At 60.9% G+C, this 23,077-nt stretch carries 22 protein-coding genes and 1 tRNA gene; 12 read left to right on the top strand and 11 right to left on the bottom strand.

The features are described from left to right. Positions 1-11 precede the first annotated feature (11 nt). Positions 12-1,283: a 4-aminobutyrate--2-oxoglutarate transaminase gene (locus PH558_RS31165; protein ID WP_113410201.1), complete on the bottom strand. Its 1,272-nt coding sequence runs from the start codon at positions 1,281-1,283 to the stop codon at positions 12-14. A gap of 222 nt (positions 1,284-1,505) precedes the next feature. Between PH558_RS31165 and PH558_RS31170 the strand changes: the two genes are divergently transcribed. The 3 genes from PH558_RS31170 to PH558_RS31180 all read left to right on the top strand — a co-directional run bounded on the left by PH558_RS31170 (position 1,506) and on the right by PH558_RS31180 (position 4,968). Next, entirely contained in the window at positions 1,506-2,336 is an 831-nt protein-coding gene (locus PH558_RS31170) for a MerR family transcriptional regulator (protein ID WP_113410202.1), read from the top strand. An 83-nt stretch (positions 2,337-2,419) separates the two neighbouring features. After that, positions 2,420-3,046: a ribonuclease D gene (locus PH558_RS31175; RefSeq protein ID WP_095433486.1), complete on the top strand. Its 627-nt coding sequence runs from the start codon at positions 2,420-2,422 to the stop codon at positions 3,044-3,046. 236 nt (positions 3,047-3,282) lie between these two features. Next, entirely contained in the window at positions 3,283-4,968 is a 1,686-nt protein-coding gene (locus PH558_RS31180; protein ID WP_113410203.1) for a hypothetical protein, read from the top strand. Positions 4,969-5,071: 103 nt separating this feature from the next. Here the strand turns inward: PH558_RS31180 and rpsA are convergent, their stop codons facing one another. The 4 genes from rpsA to aroA form a co-directional block, all read right to left on the bottom strand. Continuing rightward, positions 5,072-6,775, bottom strand: coding sequence for a 30S ribosomal protein S1 (gene rpsA, locus PH558_RS31185; RefSeq protein ID WP_092720370.1), 1,704 nt, complete (start codon positions 6,773-6,775; stop codon positions 5,072-5,074). A gap of 180 nt (positions 6,776-6,955) precedes the next feature. Next, positions 6,956-7,588, bottom strand: a complete 633-nt coding sequence (cmk, locus tag PH558_RS31190; protein WP_285208193.1) for a (d)CMP kinase — start codon at positions 7,586-7,588, stop codon at positions 6,956-6,958. 29 nt (positions 7,589-7,617) lie between these two features. Then, positions 7,618-8,253: an FMN-binding negative transcriptional regulator gene (locus tag PH558_RS31195; RefSeq protein WP_113410205.1), complete on the bottom strand. Its 636-nt coding sequence runs from the start codon at positions 8,251-8,253 to the stop codon at positions 7,618-7,620. A 95-nt stretch (positions 8,254-8,348) separates the two neighbouring features. Next, positions 8,349-9,698, bottom strand: coding sequence for a 3-phosphoshikimate 1-carboxyvinyltransferase (gene aroA, locus PH558_RS31200; RefSeq protein ID WP_113410231.1), 1,350 nt, complete (start codon positions 9,696-9,698; stop codon positions 8,349-8,351). Between the two features lie 273 nt (positions 9,699-9,971). Between aroA and PH558_RS31205 the strand changes: the two genes are divergently transcribed. From PH558_RS31205 to PH558_RS31220, 4 genes are all read left to right on the top strand, one after another. Further along, positions 9,972-10,352: a TIGR02300 family protein gene (locus PH558_RS31205; protein WP_095436113.1), complete on the top strand. Its 381-nt coding sequence runs from the start codon at positions 9,972-9,974 to the stop codon at positions 10,350-10,352. 151 nt (positions 10,353-10,503) lie between these two features. Then, positions 10,504-10,579 (top strand) — tRNA-Ala (locus PH558_RS31210). 187 nt (positions 10,580-10,766) lie between these two features. Further along, complete coding sequence (locus PH558_RS31215) at positions 10,767-11,009, top strand: GIY-YIG nuclease family protein (RefSeq protein WP_113410206.1); 243 nt, start codon at positions 10,767-10,769, stop codon at positions 11,007-11,009. Positions 11,010-11,434: 425 nt separating this feature from the next. Next, complete coding sequence (locus PH558_RS31220) at positions 11,435-12,226, top strand: YdcF family protein (RefSeq protein WP_113410207.1); 792 nt, start codon at positions 11,435-11,437, stop codon at positions 12,224-12,226. Positions 12,227-12,312: 86 nt separating this feature from the next. Here PH558_RS31220 and PH558_RS31225 read toward each other — a convergent pair whose 3' ends face one another. Beyond that, complete coding sequence (locus PH558_RS31225; protein ID WP_113410208.1) at positions 12,313-12,792, bottom strand: hypothetical protein; 480 nt, start codon at positions 12,790-12,792, stop codon at positions 12,313-12,315. A 140-nt stretch (positions 12,793-12,932) separates the two neighbouring features. Between PH558_RS31225 and PH558_RS31230 the strand changes: the two genes are divergently transcribed. Then, positions 12,933-13,568: a trimeric intracellular cation channel family protein gene (locus PH558_RS31230; protein WP_112340118.1), complete on the top strand. Its 636-nt coding sequence runs from the start codon at positions 12,933-12,935 to the stop codon at positions 13,566-13,568. Between the two features lie 119 nt (positions 13,569-13,687). Here PH558_RS31230 and irrA read toward each other — a convergent pair whose 3' ends face one another. Beyond that, a complete protein-coding gene (gene irrA, locus PH558_RS31235) occupies positions 13,688-14,110 on the bottom strand; it encodes an iron response transcriptional regulator IrrA (RefSeq protein ID WP_095433493.1) in 423 nt (140 codons plus the stop codon). Between the two features lie 297 nt (positions 14,111-14,407). Between irrA and fabA the strand changes: the two genes are divergently transcribed. From fabA to PH558_RS31255, 4 genes are all read left to right on the top strand, one after another. Then, entirely contained in the window at positions 14,408-14,923 is a 516-nt protein-coding gene (gene fabA, locus PH558_RS31240) for a 3-hydroxyacyl-[acyl-carrier-protein] dehydratase FabA (RefSeq protein ID WP_015338264.1), read from the top strand. 53 nt (positions 14,924-14,976) lie between these two features. Continuing rightward, complete coding sequence (gene fabB, locus PH558_RS31245) at positions 14,977-16,200, top strand: beta-ketoacyl-ACP synthase I (protein ID WP_095433494.1); 1,224 nt, start codon at positions 14,977-14,979, stop codon at positions 16,198-16,200. A 4-nt stretch (positions 16,201-16,204) separates the two neighbouring features. Continuing rightward, positions 16,205-17,011 carry an enoyl-ACP reductase FabI gene (fabI, locus tag PH558_RS31250; protein WP_112338882.1) on the top strand — a complete coding sequence of 269 codons (807 nt, stop codon included), beginning with the start codon at positions 16,205-16,207 and terminating at the stop codon, positions 17,009-17,011. A gap of 77 nt (positions 17,012-17,088) precedes the next feature. Next, a complete protein-coding gene (locus PH558_RS31255; protein WP_095433496.1) occupies positions 17,089-17,667 on the top strand; it encodes a GNAT family N-acetyltransferase in 579 nt (192 codons plus the stop codon). 305 nt (positions 17,668-17,972) lie between these two features. Here the strand turns inward: PH558_RS31255 and PH558_RS31260 are convergent, their stop codons facing one another. The 4 genes from PH558_RS31260 to PH558_RS31275 all read right to left on the bottom strand — a co-directional run bounded on the left by PH558_RS31260 (position 17,973) and on the right by PH558_RS31275 (position 23,040). After that, entirely contained in the window at positions 17,973-18,989 is a 1,017-nt protein-coding gene (locus PH558_RS31260) for a class I SAM-dependent methyltransferase (RefSeq protein ID WP_113410209.1), read from the bottom strand. 313 nt (positions 18,990-19,302) lie between these two features. Beyond that, a complete protein-coding gene (gene pnp, locus PH558_RS31265; protein WP_095436114.1) occupies positions 19,303-21,441 on the bottom strand; it encodes a polyribonucleotide nucleotidyltransferase in 2,139 nt (712 codons plus the stop codon). A 325-nt stretch (positions 21,442-21,766) separates the two neighbouring features. After that, positions 21,767-22,036: a 30S ribosomal protein S15 gene (gene rpsO, locus PH558_RS31270; protein ID WP_069613589.1), complete on the bottom strand. Its 270-nt coding sequence runs from the start codon at positions 22,034-22,036 to the stop codon at positions 21,767-21,769. Between the two features lie 152 nt (positions 22,037-22,188). Then, positions 22,189-23,040, bottom strand: coding sequence for an alpha/beta fold hydrolase (locus PH558_RS31275; protein WP_113410232.1), 852 nt, complete (start codon positions 23,038-23,040; stop codon positions 22,189-22,191). Positions 23,041-23,077 lie beyond the last annotated feature (37 nt).

Below are 23,077 nucleotides of genomic sequence, written 5' to 3' on the forward strand. Positions count from 1 at the left end.
GGTCGGCTTCGTTAATGCGAGGCGCTCGCCTCGATCAGCGATGCCTCGAGAATGTCGAGAGCTTCGCTGAACACGCCGTCCTGAATGGTGATCGGCGACAGGAACCGGATGACATTGCCATAGACGCCGCAGGTCAAAAGAATCAGCCCCTTGTCGAGCGCGATCAGCCGCACCTTGTTGGCGAAATCCGCACTCGGCAGCTTGGTCGCCGCATCATTGAATTCCACCGCGTTCATGAAGCCGGGACCGCGGATATCGGCGATCTCCGGCACCTTGTCGCGCAGCGATTCCAGCCGCTGTTTCAGGCGTGAGCCGAGTTGATTGGCGCGGTCGCATAGGCCTTCGTCGGCGATGACGTCGAGCACGGCATGGGCTGCGGCGATGCCGAGCGGATTGCCGCCATAGGTGCCGCCAAGACCGCCTGGAGCCGGTGCATCCATGATCTCCGCACGACCGGTGACGGCGGCGAGTGGGAAGCCGCCGGCAAGGCTCTTCGCCATGGTGACAAGATCGGCCGCCACCTCATGGTGATCCATCGCGAACATCTTGCCGGTGCGCGCAAAGCCGGTCTGAACCTCGTCGGCTATCAGGAGAATGCCGTGCTGGTCGCAGATTTCGCGCAGCGCCTTCATGAAGGCTGACGGCGCCGGATAGAAACCGCCTTCGCCCTGGACGGGCTCGAGGATGATGGCGGCCACGCGCTGCGGATCGACATCGGCGGCAAAGAGCTTCTTCAGCGTCGCCAGCGACTGCTCGACGCTGATGCCGTGCAGCGGTACCGGGAAGGGCGCATGGAAGACATCGCCCGGCATCGGGCCGAAGCCGATCTTATAGGGCGCGACCTTGCCGGTCAGCGCCATACCCATGAAGGTACGGCCATGGAAACCGCCGCCGAAAGCGATTATGGCGGAACGGCCGGTAGCGGCGCGGGCGATCTTCACGGCGTTTTCGACCGCTTCTGCGCCCGTCGTCACGAAGATCGTCTTCTTGGCGAAGTCGCCGGGGACGATCGCGTTCAGCCGCTCGGCCAGATGCACATAGCTCTCATAGGGCACGACCTGGTGGCAGGTATGCGTGAAGCGATCGAGCTGTTCCTTGACGGCAGCAATGACGCGGGGATGGCGATGGCCCGTATTCACCACGGCGATGCCGGAGGCAAAGTCGATATAGCGACTGCCTTCCTTGTCCCAGATCTCGGCGTTTTCGGCGCGGTCGGCGTAAATCTGCGTCGTCATGCCGATGCCGCGGGAAATGGCGGCGTTCTTCCGCTCTGTCAGGGTCATTGCAGTGGCTCCCAGGAAGGCGTTTTCGAATTATCTTGCAGAAGTTCTGCAAGTTATTTAGAAAACTCCTACATTTTTCCTGCAAGATTTCAAGTGGGATTTTATGCGGGTGACAAGAACGCGCGAAAGGCTCCCATGGAGTGCCACGCGGCTTTTAAGGCGCGCTAAGCCGCGCCATCCATGCTAAACGGATCGAAAGACAAAAATCAGGGATATTGGCAAATGAGCAGCATCGAGCCGGAGCGCTACCCCGTGCGCTACAAGGTGGCGGAAGCGGCGCGTCTTGCCGGCGTATCGGCCTCCACCTTGCGCCTGTGGGAAAGCCAGGGGCTTGTCGTCCCCTCCCGCTCCGAGACCGGGCACCGCCAGTACAGCGCCGACGACGTGGCACGGCTGAAGCGTATCTCCTGGTTCCGCGCCGAGCGCGGCCTCAATCCGGCGGCGATTCGCGAAGCGCTCGAGATGGAGGAGGGCGGTGCCGCCGGATCGGAGAATGGCGAGCAACTGGCCGCTTCGGATATCGGCCGCAGACTTCGCTCGCTACGCCACGCCGCCGGCAAGACGCTGGAGCAGGTTGCCGGCGACATCGGTATGACGTCGTCGACGCTCTCGACTCTGGAACGCACCTCGCAGGGTGTCAGCTTCAAGACGCTGCACGACCTCGCGGATTATTATGGCACGACGGTATCGCGCCTGTCTGGTGAGGAGCGGGAAGATGTTCCCGCACTCATCCGGTCAGGCGAATGGCGTTCCTGGCCGGCGACGACGCCGGGCGTCACTGTCCAGCTTCTTGCCGAAGGACGGACGATGATGGATTGCCATCGCTTCGTGCTCGCACCTGGTGCGACGAGCGAAGGCGCTTATCGCCACGAGGGAGAGGAATTCATTCACGTTCTCGCCGGTCGCCTGGAGCTGGTGCTCGACAGCGACCAATTCTTCGATCTCCTGCCGGGTGATTCCCTTTATTTCGAAAGCCGCCGCTATCATTCCTGGCGCAACCGCCATGATGGTGAGACCATATTGCTCTGGATCAATACGCCGCCGACTTTTTGACAGGCGCCGGTATGGTTCTCACCCCATCTGTTCTATAGAACGGACGAAAAGCGAATTCAGAAGGACAGAGCCGGGAGAATCTCATGGCTGCCACCATCCGCTATCACGAAGGCGATATTTCCACTGAGGATGCCGCACGCTACACCGGCGCCATTGCCATCGATACCGAAACCCTCGGCCTCGTTCCGCGCCGTGACCGGCTTTGCCTCGTGCAGCTTTCGCCGGGCGACGGCACGGCCGACATCATCCGCATCGCGGCCGGCCAGAAGCAGGCGCCCAATCTCGTTGCCATGCTCGCCGACCCGACGCATCAGAAGATCTTTCATTACGGCCGCTTTGATATCGCCGTGTTGTTCCATACGTTCGGCGTTACCACGACGCCGGTCTTCTGCACCAAGATCGCCTCGCGTCTCTGCCGTACCTATACCGACCGTCACGGCCTGAAGGACAATCTCAAGGAGATGTTGGACGTCGATATTTCCAAGGCGCAGCAATCGTCAGACTGGGCGGCGGAAACGCTGTCCCCGGCGCAGCTCGAATATGCCGCCTCCGACGTACTTTATCTGCATGCGCTACGGGAAAAGCTGACGCAACGCCTGCTGCGCGATGGCCGCATGGACTATGCGGATGATTGCTTCGCCTTCCTGCCGACGCGCGCCAAGCTCGACCTTCTCGGCTGGGAAGAGGCGGATATCTTCGCGCACAGCTGATTGCTTGGCTTGCAGGGCGAAATCCAGGGGCCGGTGCTGCACAAGCGGCATCGGCTCCTTTATTTAGGGATCTGTTAAGGACTCGACTGCTATTTTGCGGATGATTTCCAGGTCTGCGCGTTCGCGCCTCGCCAATTCGGCCACTCGGCGCTAGGAAATCCACAGGCCGCATGAGCGACCTCGATTGAACCTGCTTCCCGCTTCCATCGTCGCCTTGCCAGACAAAGGAGCATGTCATGTTGCTTCCCGTTGGTGCCGTGTCCGCTGTGGGTGTGTCCATTGAGAAGCCGATCGCCGCAACGGCCGAGACCTCCGGGCTTCAGACGACGGCAACGCCGCTCGCCGTCCTGTCGAGTGCGGTCAATGCCAGCGTCGAGGGCAAGCTGAACATGCTGCTGGTCGCGGCCCGCGAACGCATGCTCGACAGTCTGCTTTCCGCGATCGATGCCGCCAGCAAGGTGGTGAATGTTTCCCGTGAGCCGGGTGAAAGCAATACTGCCTATGCGCAGCGTGTTGCCGCCGCAATCCGCAGCCTGACGCCACCGCAGCTCGCCGCCGCGCAGCAGCGTATGGATGCGCAGATGAGGACGCCGGTGCCGTTGCCGCTTCTGGCCGCAGCATTGGAGGACCCCGAAAGCCCGCAAGCGGTACAGCTGGCCCTCAGCCTTGAACAGGCGTCGGTCACCGAGCCGGATGCCGTGCTGAAGGCCGTCGTCAATTCCTATGGGCAGAACGCCGGGGAAGTGGAAACGCCAGCCCCCCAGGCACCTATATCTGCCCCGCTGCAGAAGGCAGCCGATCTGGCCGCCCTGGCAACGGCGCTTGCCGCTGCTGCAGACGAACCGGCCTCCGCTATCCCGACCCCTGCGCCTGCGGTGGGTACACCGGCGGCGGCTCAGCCCGCCGCACAGCCGACTGCGCTACAGCAGACGCCACAATCGAGCGTTTCCGTACAACTTCAATCCGCGTCGGCTGTGGCCGAAGCACAGCCGACCCAAGCACAGGCGGCCGCCCAAAACGTTGCCGCCGCCCCGCAAACTGCACCTGCCGGCAGCACTGCCGCCACGGCCGCTACTGTCCAGCCTTCCGCGCTCGCGTCTCTTGTCGATGATCTCACTGCAAGCGTGCTGCTGACGGCAATTGCCGCCGAAGCCGAACTCCCGACCGAAGTCGCATTGATCCGGTCGCCGCTGACACCGCCGCCCGTGCCGCGCGATATCCAGCAGATAGAAGCCGACATCAAACAGGGCCTGCAGGTCGTCATCAGTCCGCCCGCGATGGCGACCGATCCAGACCTTTTGCAGATCATCAACAATCCCTCCTCTTCCGTGGAGAAGATCATCGCCCAGGCGCTGACCGGCAATAGCGCGGCGCAGGCATCGTCAACGCAGCCACCGGCCGTTAACGAAGGCCCCAATCGCCCGGTCGCAGTGGCGGCCATGCCGGCGTCATTGGCGGAAGGGCCTGAAACATCCGGTGCTCTTCCCATCGCTTCCGGCAAGCCGCCGTTGCAGACGTCGCCTGCAACGCCGATAGGGGTGTATGAGGCTGCGGAGCAGGCGATGATGTCGGCGCCCCTGCCGCTCGGCGTTCCCTTCGTTGTGGCCAATTATCTGCCGGTCGACACTCCTGATAAGCACAGCGAATCGAAATTGCTCAATCGCGTCGATCCCGTCGGCGATGAGGAGGGCGGCCAAGCTCGGGACGAGGAGAACCCGCAAGATCAGGATGAAGAGCAGGCCCATGCGGAGGAATCGTCGGCACAGGCAGAGGGCGGGGCATCCGACGAAGCGGAAGCTGGCCCGGCCTCTGCGGGGGACGATAATGTCAGGCCGGAACTCGTTGCCTTGCCGCAGCCTCTGCGCGACCCGCTTCAAGACCACGCTTTCGATTTCTATCGGCGCATGGTGACCTGGGAATAGGCGACCTTGCAACGGACAGGCGGCATGGACGCCGCAGAACGGACAAAGAAAAACCCGCCGGATCGCTCCGGCGGGTCTTTTGTTTTCAGGCATCTACCGAAGATTATTCGGCGTTGCGGTTCTTCAGAGCCGCACCCAGGATGTCGCCGAGCGAAGCGCCCGAGTCGGACGAACCGAACTGAGCAACGGCTTCCTTCTCTTCTGCGATTTCCAGAGCCTTGATGGACAGCATGATCTTGCGGTCCTTCTTGGAGAAGTTGGTGACGCGGGCGTCGACAACCTGACCAACCGAGAAACGCTCCGGACGCTGTTCGTCACGGTCACGCGACAGATCGGCGCGGCGGATGAACGAGGTGATGTCTTCGTGGTTGACGAGCTTCACTTCGATGCCGCCGTCGTTGACTGCGATGACTTCGCAGGAAACGACTGCATTCTTGCGCAGGTCGCCGGAAGCTGCTGCTTCGCCGACTGCGTCCTTGCCGAGTTGCTTGATGCCGAGCGAGATGCGTTCCTTCTCGACGTCAACGTCGAGAACGACAGCCTTGACGACGTCACCCTTGTTGTACTCTTCGATGACCTGCTCGCCCGGACGGTTCCAGTCGAGGTCGGAGAGGTGAACCATGCCGTCCACATCGCCGTCGAGGCCGATGAACAGGCCGAATTCGGTCTTGTTCTTGACTTCGCCTTCGACTTCGGTGCCAGCCGGATGGTTGCGGGCGAATGCTGCCCACGGATTTTCCAGCGTCTGCTTCAGGCCGAGCGAGATACGACGCTTGGTCGGATCGACTTCGAGAACGACGACTTCGACTTCCTGGCTCGTGGACAGGATCTTGCCGGGGTGAACGTTCTTCTTGGTCCAGGACATTTCCGAAATGTGGATGAGGCCTTCGATGCCCGGCTCCAGCTCGACGAACGCACCGTAGTCGGTGATATTCGTGACGGTACCGGAAATCTTCTTGCCTTCCGGATACTTGGCCTGGATGCCATCCCACGGATCGCTCTCGAGCTGCTTCATGCCGAGCGAGATGCGGTGGGTTTCCTGGTTGATGCGGATGATCTGTACCTTGACCTGCTGGCCGATGGACAGGATTTCCGACGGATGGTTCACACGGCGCCATGCCATGTCGGTGACGTGCAATAGGCCGTCGATGCCGCCGAGGTCAACGAACGCACCGTAATCGGTGATGTTCTTGACGACACCGTCAACAACCTGGCCTTCTTCGAGGTTCTGAACGATTTCAGAACGCTGCTCGGCACGGGACTCTTCCAGAACCGTACGTCGCGAAACGACGATGTTGCCGCGGCGCTTGTCCATCTTGAGGATTTCGAAGGGCTGCGGGTTGTGCATCAGCGGGGTCACGTCGCGGATCGGACGGATGTCGACCTGCGAACGTGGCAGGAAGGCGATAGCGCCGTCGAGATCGACGGTGAAGCCGCCCTTGACCTGGTTGAAGATAACGCCTTCAACGCGCTCGCCAGCTTCGAACTTGGCTTCGAGCTTGATCCAGCTTTCTTCGCGGCGAGCCTTTTCGCGCGAAAGAACAGCTTCGCCAAGCGCGTTTTCGATACGCTCGACATAGACTTCGACTTCATCGCCAACCTTGAGCGTGCCGTCCTTGGCGCGTGCACCGAATTCCTTCAGGGCGATGCGGCCTTCGACCTTGAGGCCGACGTCTACAACGGCGACATCCTTTTCGATGGCGGTGATGATGCCCTTGGTGACATAGCCTTCAGCCAGATCGTTCTTGGCAAAGGATTCTTCGAGAAGGGCCGCGAAATCTTCGCGAGAGGGGGAAGTTACAGACATAAAATCTCCTGGCGTGTCCCGATCATGCAATCTGGACACTGATGCGCCGGTGGTTCGCGTTGAACAGGCCTGACCCCAGTCCGCCTCCCTTCGGGAAGCTATCCGGCGCTTGGACGGAATGTCAGGCTATCTTGAAATCGGCGGTTTCCGGCGCGAGGCGCGCGAAGGCCGCTCAAATTTTCAGGCATTTCGGCTCAGAGCGGCGTCGATGATCGACTTTGCCGTCTGAAACGCCGCTTCTATACTCATTTCTGAGGTATCTAGCAAGTATGCCTCTTCAGCTGGTTTCAAAGGGCTGTCGGTGCGGCCCATATCGCGTTCGTCGCGGCGCTTCACATCCTCGAAAATGGCGTCGTAATCGGCGCTGCCACCGGCTTCGATGATTTCTTCGTAGCGCCGTTTCGCCCGGACTTCGACCGAAGCCGTCACATAGAGTTTTACCGGCGCATCCGGGCAGACCACGGTGCCGATATCACGGCCGTCGAGCACGGCGCCCGGCTCCTTCTGCGCAAAACGACGCTGCGCTTCGACCAGAGCGCGGCGCACGGCCGGCATGACTGCGATCTTCGAGGCGGCCTCGCCGATCTCGTGCCGGGAGAGAACGGCCCGGTCGAGCCCGGCGAGATCGACCTTGCGCGCCATGCCTTCGGCAATCGTCTCATCGTCAAGCGGCAGTCCGGCATCGAGCAGGGCCTTGGCGGTGGCGCGGTAGGTGAGGCCGGTATCGAGATGATGATAACCATAGGCTTCGGCGATCCGGCGCGCCAGAGTTCCCTTGCCGGCAGCCGCTGGTCCGTCGATGGCGATGATCATGTCTTCTTCCGTCCCTACCCGATATCCCGTTATTTGCTGTAGCGACGCACCAGATCGGCCATCTCGGCGGCATCCGTTCGATCGATTGCGCCAAGACCTTCGGCCACGCCCTGTCGATCAGCCAGCGGCCGGTTCTGGCTCACCTTCCATTTTCCGTCAATCGTCTCGATGTCGATTTCGATGCCGATGATGCCTTTCAGCTGGGCGGCAATGAACTCCGGCGGCGCATCTTCCACCGTCCAGGGCTGGGCGCGATCGCTCTCATTCTCGCCGGTCAGCGCACCGATCTGCGCGCGCAGCCAGGCGGGGTCCTCGATCGTTCGCGCCTTCCCGCGCACCTGTACGATCGCATAGTTCCAGGTCGGCACTACTTTGCCGGTCTCCCGCTTGGTCGCATACCAGGAGGGCGTGATATAGGTGTCGGCGCCCTGGAAGACGACTAGCACTGGCGCGCCGGCCGCAATCTCCTTCCACTGGTCGTTCGCCCTGGCCACATGCGCCTGCAGCGCCCCTTTCGGCGAAAGCTCCGCGTTCAGGTGAAACGGCACGGCATTGGCGATCAGCCCGCCGTCACCAGCAGTGATGAGCATTCCCAGCGGGTGCGCGCGGATCAGCTGGTGCTGCGTGCCGAGATCGTCTTCGCGGTGATGGGGCGGCTGATACATGGCTTCGGTCCGTTTGCTGTGCCATTCCCAGGGAGCCTTGCCGGGAAACCTTGTGCGATAAGGCTTCGGATGGCCAATGGCGCGGTCTATCAGGCTTAAGTTTCGATCGTCGCGCCCAATCTTGTCATCATAGCAAAAAATTCCGGAAAGCTGGTGGCGATCATGGCGGAATCATCGATCGTGACAGGATGTTCGCTCACAAGTCCCATGACGAGAAAGCTCATGGCGATGCGGTGGTCGAGATGGGTGCTCACTTTGGCGCCGCCGGTATTGCCGAGACCCTTGCCGTCAGGCCTGCCTTGAACCGTCAGCATATCCTTGCCTTCGATGCAGTCGACACCGTTGAGCTTCAGCCCCTCGGCGACGGCCGAAAGCCGGTCGGATTCCTTCACCCGCAGCTCTTCCAGCCCCTGCATGATGGTCGTGCCCTCGGCAAAGGCGGCGGCGACGGCCAGCACCGGATATTCGTCGATCATCGACGGCGCGCGCTCAGCCGGCACAGTCACGCCGTTGAGCGTAGAAGAGCGCACGCGGAGGTCGGCGACATCCTCGCCGCCCGTCATGCGCCGGTCGAGGATCTCGATATCCGCGCCCATCTCCTGCAGCGTCAGGATGAGGCCGGTGCGCGTCGGGTTCATCAGCACGTTGCGGATGGTTATGTCGGAGCCGGGCACGATCAATGCCGCCACCAGCGGGAAGGCCGCGGAGGAGGGATCGCCGGGGACATCGATCGTCTGGCCGGTGAGCTTGCCCTGACCCTCAAGGCGAATGGTGCGGACGCCTGCCGCATCGGTCTCGACCGAAAGTGCTGCGCCGAAACCGGCCAGCATTTTTTCCGTGTGGTCGCGGGTCATGACCGGTTCGATGACTGTTGTTATGCCGGGCGCATTGAGTCCTGCCAGCAGCACCGCCGATTTGACCTGCGCCGAAGCCATCGGCACGCGATAGGTCAGCGGGCTTGCCACTCCGGGGCCGCGCAGGGTGACGGGTAGCTTGTCGCCCGCGACGGCTCTGATCTGCGTTCCCATGAGGCGCAGCGGATCGAGGATACGCCCCATCGGCCGCTTCGAAAGCGAGGCATCGCCGATGAGGGTTGTCGCGAAATCATAAGCGCCGACCAGGCCCATGGTCAGGCGGCAGCCGGTGCCGGCATTGCCGAAATCGAGCGGTGCCTCCGGCGCCAGCAGCCCGCCATTACCGGTGCCGTCGACGATCCACACGTCGTCGTCCTTGCGGATCGCAGCACCGAGCGCCTGCATGGCCTTGCCCGTATTGAGAACGTCCTCGCCTTCGAGCAGGCCGGTGATGCGGGTTTCGCCCGCGGCTAAGCCGCCGAACATGAGGGAGCGATGGGAAATGGATTTGTCGCCGGGAATGCGGATCGTGCCGGAAAGGCCGGCCGAGCGGCGTGCCACGGCTGGTTGGGGAAGGGTATCGTGCGGCATGGGCAATTCCTTTGCGATGCCGGTATTCCATCCGCATTCTGTGCTGGCTGCGTTGCTCTTGCGCCAGATGTTCTGCGGTTCACGCCAGCTGGTTAGCACAGGCCCGTTCCCCAGTCATCCCGCCATAAGCAAAAAGCACGTGCGAGGTAGCTTGAACTTTAGCTTTGACAGAAACGGCCGCAACGATTAAGGGGACCGGCTGATATTTCCCTTAAAACGCCGGCTTCCCCGGCATTGCCGAATTTTCATTCGGCCATTCATGAGGCTTTGACAGTGGCGAAAGCGGAACTTGGAACAAAACGTACCGATCCCGATACCGGCAAGAAGTTCTATGACCTGAACCGGGATCCGGTGGTCTCGCCCTATACCGGCAAGTCCTGGCCCTTGTCCTTCTTCGAAGAAACCTCCGCTTCCAAGGAAGTTCCGGAAGAAGACGAAGTGGCCGAAGTCGATACCGAAAACACGGAAGTCGAACTGGTCTCGCTCGAGGATGCCGACGACGCTGCCGGCGGCGACGACATTCCGGATATCGGCGATGATGATGTCGAAATCGGCGACGATGACGACGACACCTTCCTCGAAGCCGACGAAGATGAAGATGATGACGACATGAGCGACATCATCGGCGTCACCGGCGACGAAGACGACGTCTGATCTGAAAGACAATCGGCCCGGTGAAAGAAAAAATTTCCCGGGCCGAATTTTTCGGCTTGCTATCTGTGAAAACCACAAGTAATAAGCCGCCACCCCGACGGGCGAAGCGCTCGGAAGGGACCCAGGGCCGGTCAAACGGCACCATCTTGATGGGGCTATAGCTCAGCTGGGAGAGCGCTTGCATGGCATGCAAGAGGTCAGCGGTTCGATCCCGCTTAGCTCCACCACGCTTCGCCCTTACGGGCTTCGCGTGGCGCAGCCGCGGGAAAGCGTTAGGCCGAAGCAGTGCCCGGCAAAGCCTGTAGGGCGACGACGGGCTGAAATCCCCACCAGATATTTCCAGATACAGCGATAAGCTCGATTGCATATAGAATTTGCGTTCGAATCACCGGATGCCGATTGAGCGAGGGGCGGATGTGGTACGTTTACATCCTTCAAAGCGCTGATTTTCCCGACCAGCAATATACCGGATCGACTTCGGACCTTAAGCAGCGGCTTGCCGACCACAATGCTGGTAAGTCGACCCACACCGCAAAGTTCACGCCGTGGGTTCTCCTCTGGTATTCTGCCTTTCCTGACAAATACCGTGCTCTTGAATTTGAGGCCTATCTGAAGTCTCATTCTGGTAGAGCATTTGCAAGGAAAAGGTTGCTCTAAGAGACAGGCAGGGGATTCGGCCATGCGGCGACGCTGTTTCCGCCATCCTGACCTTCATTGCCGGCAATGCGCTCTACATCGTCGTCGCCCATGCGGCGGATCGGTGGGCTCTCGCGATTTGGCCGCTTTCTGCTGGGCGACCGGAATCTTGCCGATAGGGTCAGATCGTGCCCTTAAGCAGCATGATATTAGGCGCCGCCGTCGGAGCTCTCCTCGCCCGCACCTTTGGCGCCCGGGCGCTTTGGCTGGTTTCGATGGCCGCGCTCGTCACTCTGTTTATCCCATGCCCGCTGCAGCTCCGCTTCAGCTAGCGGTCGACGGTGGCGGCCTCGACGGCGCGGCGGGCGAAATAGCCACATTGCAGTGCACAAAAATCTGCTAGGGAGTAAAGCGAATCGTTTTGCCGACAAGCGTAAGGATGTGCCGTGTTCGTTTTTTCGAAACTTGTCTGGATTTTCGGTCAGCCGCTGTCGCTGGCCTTTCTGTTTGTCCTTCTGGCATTCATCGCCGCTCTGCTGCGCTGGCGCGCGACCGTCATCACCTCTGCACTCTTGTCGGCGCTGATTCTGTTCGTTTCGCTCTATACGACGGCCGGTGCCTATGTCGTTCAGGGGCTGGAAGAGCGCTTTCCGCATCCAGCCGCCGACCCTGCGGATCTCAAATGCATGATCGTTCTCGGCGGCGCCACGCAGAATGAGGTGACGACGGCGCGTGGCGGCTACGAGCTTGATTCGGCCGGCGATCGCCTCATTGAAGCGCTGCGACTGGCACAGAAATACCCGCAGTCACGCATCGTGATCTCAGGTGGCGATGGCTCGATCGGTGGCACCTATGAGGGCGATGCCGTGATTTCCGAACGCTTCTTCACCGCGCTCGGCATTCCGACAAGCCGCATGGTCGAGGACAAGACCTCGCGCACCACCTTCGAGAATGCCGTTAACACGAAGGAGCTGCTGGCGCAGAACGGTCTTTCGGATTGCCTGCTCATCACCTCGGGCTTCCATATGCCGCGGTCGATAGGCATTTTCCGCAAGCAGGGCATTGATGTCGTGCCTTGGCCGGTCGATTATCGGAGCACCGGCAAGGAAAGCCTCGGTTTCGATTTCACTCAGCCATCGCGCAATGCCCAACTGCTGGCGACGGGCCTGCGCGAGTGGGTCGGTCTGGTCGGCTATTACGCCGTCGGCCGTACCTCGGCGCTCTATCCCAGGCCGTAGCTACGTGCCCAGGCCGTACTACGTGCCTCGGACCGTCACCACGTGTCCGGACCGTAACTTGCCTATCCGCCTTTTCCTGAAATTGCCTATTTCTTCGAGATCGTGACGAATTTGACGCCGCGCACTCTGACGGTGATTTCGCAGACGGCTTCGCCATCCTTGCGGTCGCAGAAGCGCGGATGCATTTTCATGACGAGCACCATGTTGCCGAAACGCTGGATGAAATCGTAGCCGTAGATCTTCGCCGTGGCAACGAGCAGATAGCCGCCCTCGGCCACCTGGACGTAGAAATTGTAGGGGCAGCCTTCGTCCGTGCAGTAGGGTCCCTTTTCGCCCTTGCAGGTGATCTCGCCTTCGTTGACGACGATATCCATCAGCTTGTCGTTGTTGATGTCCTGCTGGGTGGCGAAATGATCGCCGAAGCTCACCTGGCTGTCGCAGCTCTTGGTGAAATGGTCCTTCTCGAAGGCCACGGGGTCCTGCAGGATCGATTGCTGCGCCTCGGCCACGGCAGGCATGATCACGAAAGCGAAGAGGTTGAGGATTACGATCACCAGGGATTTCACGGGGGATTCCTTTTCGAAGCGCCGTTACGGCCACGATAACAGCCGCAGCCGCTGCGACATCTTTGCACGTGCCTGCTTGCGCGGCCCTTGCCGTCGTGATTCATTTCGGAAAAATTGCCGGCCTCCCGTTGGAGTTTTCGATGTCGCTTCTCTCGTTTCTTGATTATGCCGGCGTCGCTCTTTTTGCCGCAACCGGCGCGCTCGCAGCCTCGCGCAAGCAGCTCGATCTGATCGGCTTCCTGTTCCTGGCGGCCGTCACCGGTATCGGCGGCGGCACGCTGCGCGATATCGTCCTTGGCCGGGTGCCGGTCTTCTGGGTGCTGAATCCGACCTATATCATCATCTGCGCCGTGGTCGGCGTCCTGGTCTTCTTCACCGCGCATCTCTTTGAATCGCGCTACAGGCTGCTCATCTGGCTCGACGCCGTGGGACTATCGGCCTATTGCGTGATGGGAGCCGCCAAGGGCATGGCGGCGACAGGCTCGCCCACCGTCGCGATCGTCACCGGCGCGCTGACGGCAACGTTCGGCGGCATCCTGCGCGATCTGCTGGCGAATGAGCCTTCGGTCCTGCTGCGCCCGGAAATCTATGTGACGGCCTCAATCGTGGGCGCCGGCGTCTTCACCGCCGCCAATGCGACGATGCTGCCGCTTTATGCCTCTGCGGGATTGGGTGTGATCGCGGCCTTTGCGGTGCGCGGCGGCGCGCTCTGGTTCGGCTGGACCTTTCCGACCTATCACCACAAGCCAGGCCGGCATCCGGACGATGTTATGTGAGCTGTGAGGCATTAGGAATTAGGCAGTAGGCAATAGCGGGACGCTATGAAACAATTCTATTGCCTATTGCCTATTGCCTATTGCCTATTGCCTATTGCCTATTGCCTATTGCCTATTGCCTATTGCCTCTGCTTGCGGCGCAGGCGGATCACCACGTCGACATGGGCGATTTCCATGCCCTGCGGCGGCTCGGGTAGATTGTCGATCGTCAGGTTGCTGATCGGGATATCCAGCACTTCGTTGTGGCCTTCCACGAAAAAGTGATGGTGGTCGGAGACGTTGGTGTCGAAGTAGGTTTTGGTGCTTTCGACGGCGAGCACCCGGATCAGGCCTGCCTCGGTAAATTGATGCAGCGTGTTGTAGACGGTCGCGAGCGAAACCGGAACGCCGGCGGCAACGGCTTCCTCATGAAGCTCTTCGACCGTCAGATGGCGGTCCCCCTTGGCGAAGAGAAGATCGCCGAGCGCGATGCGCTGCCTGGTCGGTCGCAGGCCCACGCTGCGCAGCCTGCTCTCGATCGCGATTTCGGCTTCTTCCGCCATTCAGGGACTCCGGATTCCTGATCTCTATAATTCTTTACTAAGCCATATAACTTTTGCCTTGATTGCTTTCAATAGTTTCCATGGGGTGGGAAGGTGCTCAAAAGCCGGAAAAATCGGGCTTTTGCCGCATTTGGCACTGGTAGCGGCTCTGGCGTTCCTGTATGCGACCACCACATAGGAGCTACTGTGTTCGATCGAACGGCTGAATGAGAGTGTGATGGTTACGCTTCATTTTCTGTCGATCTTGCACTAAAGCTTCACATCCATCGGCATTCATGCGGGGGAAACGGAATTTTTATGACGACGAGACAATCCAGCTTCAATTACGAGGAAATCCTGTCCTGTGGCCGCGGCGAGCTGTTCGGCCCGGGCAACGCACAGCTTCCCCTGCCACCGATGCTGATGGTCCATCGCATTACAGATATTTCCGAAACGGGCGGAGCCTTCGACAAGGGCTATATTCGCGCCGAATACGACGTGCGCCCCGACGATTGGTACTTCCCCTGCCATTTTGCCGGCAATCCCATCATGCCGGGCTGCCTGGGCCTCGACGGCATGTGGCAGCTGACCGGCTTCTTCCTCGGCTGGCTCGGCGAGCCCGGCCGGGGCATGGCGCTTTCCACTGGCGAAGTGAAGTTCAAGGGCATGGTTCGTCCGGACACGAAGCTTCTCGAATACGGCATCGACTTCAAGCGCGTCATGCGCGGGCGTCTCGTCCTCGGCACCGCCGACGGCTGGCTGAAGGCCGATGGCGAGACCATCTATCAGGCGACGGACCTGCGCGTGGGCCTGTCCAAGGACAAGGTTGCCTGAACCGCGGCATCGCCGCCTCCACAAAGACAGATGTTTTAGAAAAGGTCATCGACATGAGACGGGTAGTTGTTACGGGTCTGGGTATTGTCTCTTCGATTGGAAACAATGCTCAAGAAGTGACCGCCTCGCTGCGCGACGCCAAATCCGGCATTTCCTTCTCCCCCGATTTCGCCGAGCATGGCTTCAAGTGCCAGGTCTGGGGCGCGCCGAAGATCGATACGACCGACCTGGTGGATCGCCGGGCCATGCGCTTCCTGTCGCAGGGCGGTGCCTGGAACCACGTCGCCATGAAGCAGGCGATCGCCGATAGCGGCCTCGAGGAAAGCGATATCACCAACGAGCGCACCGGCATCATCATGGGCTCCGGCGGCCCGTCGACCCGCACGCTGATCGAGGCGGCCGACATTACCCGCAAGAACAACAGCCCGAAGCGCATCGGTCCCTTTGCCGTGCCGAAGTCGATGTCGTCGACCGCGTCGGCCACGCTTGCGACCTGGTTCAAGATCCATGGTGTCAACTACTCGATCTCATCCGCCTGCTCGACCTCGGCGCACTGCATCGGCAATGCCGCCGAAATGATCCAGTGGGGCAAGCAGGACGTCATGTTCGCCGGCGGTCATGAGGATCTCGACTGGACCATGTCGAACCTCTTCGACGCCATGGGCGCCATGTCCTCCGACTTCAACGAGAACCATCCGGAAACCGCCTCGCGCGCCTATGACGCCAAGCGTGACGGCTTCGTCATCGCCGGCGGCGCCGGCGTGCTGGTTCTGGAAGAGCTTGAGCATGCCAAGGCCCGCGGCGCCAAGATCTATGCCGAAATCATCGGCTACGGCGCCACCTCGGATGGTTACGACATGGTCGCGCCGTCGGGCGAGGGTGCCGTGCGCTGCATGCGCCAGGCGCTTGCTACGGTGAAGGGCGATATCGATTACATCAACACCCATGGCACTTCGACGCCGGTGGGCGACAGCAAAGAAATCGGCGCGATCCGCGAAGTCTTCGGCGACAAGATCCCGCCGATCCAGTCGACCAAGTCGCTGACGGGCCATTCGCTCGGCGCAGCGGGCGTTCAGGAATCGATCTATTCGATCCTGATGATGCAGGAGCGCTTCATCGGGGAAAGCGCCCATATCACCGAACTCGATCCGGAATTCGAAGGCGTGCCGGTCGTGCGCAAGCGTATCGACAACGCCAAGTTCGATATCGCTCTTTCGAACTCTTTCGGCTTCGGCGGCACCAACGCCACGCTCGTATTCCAGCGCTACAACGGATAAGGCAATGACGGGAATTATGCAGGGTAAGCGCGGCCTCATCATGGGCGTCGCAAACAATCACTCGATTGCCTGGGGTATCTCAAAGGCGCTGGCAGCCGAAGGCGCGGAACTGGCTTTCACCTTTCAGGGCGAAGCGCTCGGCAAGCGCGTCAAGCCGCTGGCAGCCGAAGTCGGCTCGGATTTCCTTCTGCCTTGCGATGTCGAGGATCTCGCTTCGGTCGATGCCGTTTTCGACGCCATCAAGGAGCGCTGGGGCAAGCTGGACTTCATCGTCCACGCCATCGGCTTTTCCGACAAGAACGAGCTGAAGGGGCTTTATGCCAACACCACGCGGGAGAATTTCACTCGCACGATGGTGATTTCCTGCTTCTCCTTCACCGAGGTCGCAAAGCGCGCCGCCGAACTGATGACGGAAGGCGGCAGCATGCTGACGCTGACCTATAATGGTTCGACACGCGTGATCCCGAACTACAACGTCATGGGCGTCGCCAAGGCGGCGCTCGAGGCTTCCGTTCGCTATCTCGCCGCCGATTACGGCCCGCGCGGCATTCGCGTCAACGCCGTTTCCGCCGGCCCGATCCGCACGCTCGCCGGCGCCGGCATTTCCGACGCCCGTGCCATCCTGTCGTGGAACCAGCGCAACGCGCCGCTGCGCAAGTCCGTCACCATCGATCAGGTCGGCTCGTCGTCGCTCTATCTCCTGTCGGATCTCTCGGCCGGCGTGACGGGCGAAATCCACTTTGTCGATGCCGGCTACAACATCACCTCTATGCCGACGCTGGAAACGCTGTCGAGCGCAGATACGGAATAAGCTCCCGATCTCAGTCGTGCCCTCCCGGTTTTGGCCGGGAGGATCGAATTTCCGGATATCCTTTCAGAGGATTCCCGATGACGTCCACCGACAACGCAGAACCTTTGGCATCGACCGACCGTCTTATCCTCCGCCGCTTTGTGCCGGAAGATTTTGCCGCCTATAGCGCCTATCGCTCCCTGCCGGAAATCTATCGTTTCCTTTACCGCGACCCTCCTTCGCCTGACGTGATGAGGGAACGTTTCGATATCAGGCTGAATTCCCCTTTCGCCGAGGACGGGGATACGCTGCTATGTGCGGCCATCCGGCGGGAGGATGGCGCTTTGGTGGGTGATGTCAGCCTAACATTTGCAAACAAGGCCGCACTTCAGGCCGAGCTCGGCTATACCTCTAATCCAGCCTATGCCAGGAAGGGATATGCTACCGAGGCGGCGGAAGCCATGATTACCCTCGGTTTCGAAAAATTCGGCTTCCACCGGATTTTTGCACGGCTAGATGCGAAAAATGCCGGCTCTGTCGGTGTCGTTGAACGGCTCGGCCTGCGCCGTGAGGCGCTTCTGATCGAAAACGATTGCTTCAATGGTGTCTGGGGCGACGAATGCGTCTATGCCGTGCTGAACCGCGAATGGGCCGCCAGAACGCCGCGTAAGGCGTGATCTTTTTGCCACTGCAGCTACCGCACTTCGTCATCCTCGGGCTTGACCCGAGGATCCAGACACAAGCCCGTGTGCGTTGTCGCGTCGGCGGACGTTGTAACAACGATCCGTGCCGCACTCTCGTTTGTGGCTCAACCGGAGATGACGTGTCCGATTGGAACGCGTGTGCGTGGATCCTCGGGTCAAGCCCGAGGATGACACGGTACAGATGGTGGAGGAAGAGCCCTGGGGTACTCTGCGGCGTCAAGCAGCGCGGGCTGAGTCTCGCATAAAAATGGCGGCCATCTGTGACCGCCATTCATTGCTTATTTCTTTGCCCAGAGTACCTTGTAGCGGGCGTTGCGGCAGGTCTCGCCGAATTCCTTGAAGTTTTCCGCCAGCACCGGCTCATAGGGGAGGCCGCGATTGGCGACCAGCATCAGCCGTCCGCCGCCGCGCAGCGCCGAAGCGGCCGTCTTGATCATCGCCTGGCCGAGTGAAGGTTCGGCGGCATGACCCTCATGGAAGGGCGGGTTCATGATGATCAGGTCGTACTTGTCCTTGACCGGCTCGCTCGCCAGATCGTGCCAGAAGAAGCGCTGGGCGACCTTCGGGCAGTGCGACAGCAGATTGGTGCGCGCGGCCTCCAGAGAGCCATAATGGGCCTCGTAGAGGTCGATGCGCTCGATCCTCGGCGATTTCATTGCGAGCTCGACGGAAAGGTAGCCCCAGCCGGCGCCGAAGTCGGCGGCATCGCCGGTAAAATCGGTCGGCAGGCGTGAGGCGAGCAGTTCGGAGCCGGCATCGATACGGTCATGTGAGAACATGCCGGGCGCCGTCGTGAAGCTGTCGTCGACGAGCGTCGCCGGCTTCGCGAGCTGCGCCGTCAGCAGCTTGATATCGGCAGGGCGGGCAAACCAGAAGGCAACGCCGTGATATTTCGGCATATGCTCGATCGCAAGACCGAAAGCCTCGATGCGCTTGCGCAATGGCTGGATGCCGTCTTCCTTGCCGCCGGCAACGACGATGAGGCCGCCTTCCCTGACGCGTGCCAGGGCTTCGGCGATGTGATCCTCATTCTCGCCCTTGTGCTTGCCGCAGAGCACGAGCGCGCCGTCATAGCCTTCGCCTTCGATCTCCGGCGTCACGTTGATGCGCTGCGCCTGCAGCTGGCGATAGAAGGGGCGGAAGCCCTGGACGGCGGAAAGCTCGGCAGCAAATCCCTCCGGCAGCGCAAAGCCGGCCTCGGCACCGAGAAACAGGATCCGCTGACCCTCGCCAGGCGCATCGATAGTGCCGGAGGCAAAGGGATGGAAGAGGGTCTTCAGGGCATCGCGGCTCATGGGCGTGGTCTCGTCTTGAAAGGTGAACTTGAACCGTCAGATATCTGTGGCGTTATCGTATCTCGCGCTTTCCCCTCACCCTAGCCCTATCCCGTTGGAACGGGGAGAGGGGACGACAGAGCCGAAAAACATGCCCCTTGGTGTGGAGGCCGTTATCGAGTTCAGTCATGTCCTCTCGCCCCGCATGTGCGGTGAGAGGGCTAGGGTGAGGGGCCAGGCACGCAGCTTCCACGACCCAGCGAAACGAACGGCATTCAATATAAAAAGGGCGCGGAAAAGATCCCGCGCCCCGGAACTTGGATGAAGGCGCGGCTTATTCGGCCGCGTCGTCCTTCTTCTTGTCGGCCGCGATTTCCTGGCCAGTAGCCTGGTCGACGACCTTCATGGAGAGGCGAACCTTGCCGCGCTCGTCGAAGCCGAGCAGCTTGACCCAGACCTTGTCGCCTTCCTTTACGACGTCCTGCGTCTTCGCCACGCGCTCGGAAGCGAGCTGCGAGATGTGGACGAGGCCGTCGCGGGCGCCGAAGAAGTTGACGAAGGCGCCGAAGTCGGCGGTCTTCACAACCGTACCCTCGTAGATCTGGCCGACTTCCGGCTCGGCGACGATCGAGTGGATCCACTTGCGGGCCGCTTCGATTTCCTTGCCGGAGGAGGAGGCGATCTTGACGGTGCCGTCGTCCTCGATGTTGATCTTGGCGCCGGTCTTTTCGACGATTTCTCGGATGACCTTGCCGCCGGAGCCGATGACTTCGCGGATCTTGTCGACCGGAATGTTCATGACCTCGATGCGTGGTGCGAATTCGCCGAGCTGGCCACGGCTCTCGGAGATGGCCTTGGCCATTTCGCCGAGGATGTGGGTGCGACCGCCCTGGGCCTGGCTGAGAGCGACCTTCATGATCTCTTCGGTGATGCCGGCGATCTTGATGTCCATCTGCAGCGAGGTGATGCCTGCTTCCGTGCCGGCAACCTTGAAGTCCATGTCGCCGAGATGGTCTTCGTCGCCGAGAATGTCGGAGAGAACGGCGAAGCGATCGCCTTCCAGGATCAGACCCATGGCAATGCCGGCAACCGGCTTGGCCAGCGGCACGCCGGCATCCATCAGAGCGAGCGAGGTGCCGCAGACGGTTGCCATCGAGGACGAACCGTTCGATTCGGTGATTTCGGAGACGACGCGTAGCGTGTAGGGGAACTGCTCAGCCGACGGCAGCATCGGGCGGATAGCGCGCCATGCGAGCTTGCCGTGACCGATTTCGCGACGGCCCGGGGAGCCCATGCGGCCGGTTTCGCCAACCGAGTAGGGAGGGAAGTTGTAATGGAGCAGGAAGCGCTCCTTGTACATGCCCGTCAGGCTGTCGACATACTGTTCGTCTTCGCCGGTGCCGAGCGTGGCGACGACGATTGCCTGCGTTTCACCGCGGGTAAACAGCGCCGAACCGTGCGTGCGCGGCAGAATGCCGACTTCCGAGACAATCGGGCGAACCGTCTGCAGGTCACGGCCGTCGATACGGCTCGACGTGTCGAGGATGTTCCAGCGAACGATCTTCGCCTGCAGGTGCTTGAAGATGGCGCCGACTTCTTCGGCCGTGTACCTGGCTTCGCCTTCTTCCGGCAAGAAATGTGCCTTCACCTTCGCCTTGACGGCGTCGACGGCAGCGTAGCGATCGGCCTTCTGGGTGATCTTGTAGGCGTCACGGAGTTCGGCTTCGGCAAGGCCGAGCATTTCCTTCTCGAGTTCGGAATAATCTTCCGGTTGGAAGTCGCGGGGCTCCTTGGCTGCCACTTCGGCGAGCTTGATGATCGCGTCGATAACCGGCTGGAAGCCGCGGTGACCGAACATGACGGCGCCGAGCATGACGTCCTCAGGCAGTTCTTTGGCTTCGGATTCAACCATCAGAACGGCGTCCTGCGTACCGGCGACGACGAGGTCGAGGCTCGACTCGTCCATCTCGTCGAGATGCGGGTTCAGCACGTATTCGCCGTTGATGTAGCCGACGCGGGCGCCGCCGATCGGGCCCATGAAGGGGATGCCGGAGAGCGTCAGGGCTGCCGAGGTCGCGACCATGGACAGGATGTCCGGATCGTTTTCGAGGTCATGCTGGATGACGGTGACGACAACCTGCGTGTCGTTCTTGTAGCCTTCCGGGAAGAGCGGACGGATCGGGCGGTCGATCAGGCGGGAAACGAGCGTTTCGTTTTCGCTCGGACGGCCCTCGCGCTTGAAGTAGCCGCCGGGGATCTTGCCGGCTGCGTAGGTCTTTTCCTGATAGTTGACGGTGAGCGGGAAGAAGTCCTGGCCCGGCTTCGGAGCCTTGGCGGAAACGACAGTCGCAAGCACCACGGTCTCGCCATAGGTGGCGACGACGGCGCCGTCGGCCTGACGGGCGATCTTGCCGGTTTCGAGCTTCAGCGGACGGCCTGCCCACTCGATTTCGACGGTATGGATATCGAACATATCTTGTCCTTGCATGATGCGGGAAAAGGCGCCGTCGCCGACGAATTCGGCAGGGCACATCTTCGACCGCACGAAATGTGACGCATCACGGGCAAGACAACGAGAGGCTTTCGAAGATCGGCCGAAGCGTGAAGCTTCGGCTGAAAGCATCCGGCAATCCTGCCCCATGACAGGTCAACGGTTGTTGTTGGCAGCACCGGCCCATCCGGCCTGCCGGCGGTTTCGCATCGCACCGGCATAAGGCGCGAGGGAAACTGGTCTCAAGGGTTCATACCCTTCATAAGCATCCGGCGGGCGTTCAGGTGAACGCCCGCCGGAAATTCCGTTAGCGGCGGATACCGAGGCTGGTGATCAGCTTGGTATAACGGCCTTCGTCCTTCTTCTTGAGGTAGTCAAGAAGCGAGCGCCGGCTGGAAACCATCGTCAGGAGGCCACGACGGGAGTGGTTGTCCTTCTTGTGGTCCTTGAAGTGTTCCGTGAGGTTGTTGATGCGCTCGGTCAGGATCGCAACCTGGACTTCCGGAGAACCGGTGTCGCCTTCGGCGGTAGCGTATTCCTTGATCAGCGCAGCCTTGCGCTCAGCAGTGATCGACATCGGATGGTCCTTTCTATGAGAGGAGATTGAAGTCGCCAAACGCCGGGATGTCGTCCAGCATTGGCCGCGAATGCAATCAGGCGTGCCTGATGCTGGCGCTGCCTATAAACCAAATGAGCGCCAATTGAAAGAGGGTTCTCCCTGGGCGCCTTTCAGCGCCCCGCCATGGCATCCCGGATCATGGCATCGTAGCCTTTCGGATCCTGCAGCATGGCGAAATGGCTGGCGTCCTTCAGGATGACGAGCTTGGCGCCCGGGATCTCCTTCGCCATCATCTCGGTGTGGTCCAGCTTCACCGCCTCGTCATGGTCGCCGATGGCAAGCGTCACCGGCACCGTGATCTTGCCGAGGTCGGCTGCGGTCCATGCCGGCTGCGTCGCCCACATCTGCGAGATCTGGTTGACGAAGGCCTCATATTCGTTCGGGGTCGGCGACAGCTTCTTGTAATACTCGCCAGCGACGTTGATGTAGTCGTTGAAAGTCTTGTTGCTCATGACATCGGGCTTCACGCCGTCGGTCGTGACATTGGCGGCCTGGGCGATCACTCGGCTCAGCTTTTCGGGATGTTTCATCGCCATGTCGATGCCGATGATGCCGCCGTCAGACCATCCGACCAGCGTCACCTTGCCGACCTTCAGATAGTCGAGCAGCGCAACGTAGTCCGAAGTCATCAGATCGTAGCCGAAGGGTTTCTCGCTGCGCGTCGAGCGGCCGTGCCCGCGGCTGTCGGCGACGATGACGAGATGATCTCTCGCGAAATCGGCGACCTGAGCGCCCCAGACGTCGGCATTCCCGAGACCGCCATGAATGAAGAGGATCGGGTCACCTTCGCCATATTCGGCATAATACATCTTGATGTCATTGACATCGGCCATGCCGCTCGCCTTCGGCTGCGGCATTGGCGGAAACGGCGGCAGCCCGGCCCACCGTTCGGCGGATTGGGCGTTCGTTACCGTCAGGAACAGGGAAAGGAATGCAACTATTCCGAATGCAACTCTGCGCATGTTTGCCCCCTTTGAACGGGCCATGACGGCCCGCCGG

The organism is Rhizobium pantanalense (assembly GCF_030182525.1).
GTDB lineage: Bacteria > Pseudomonadota > Alphaproteobacteria > Rhizobiales > Rhizobiaceae > Rhizobium.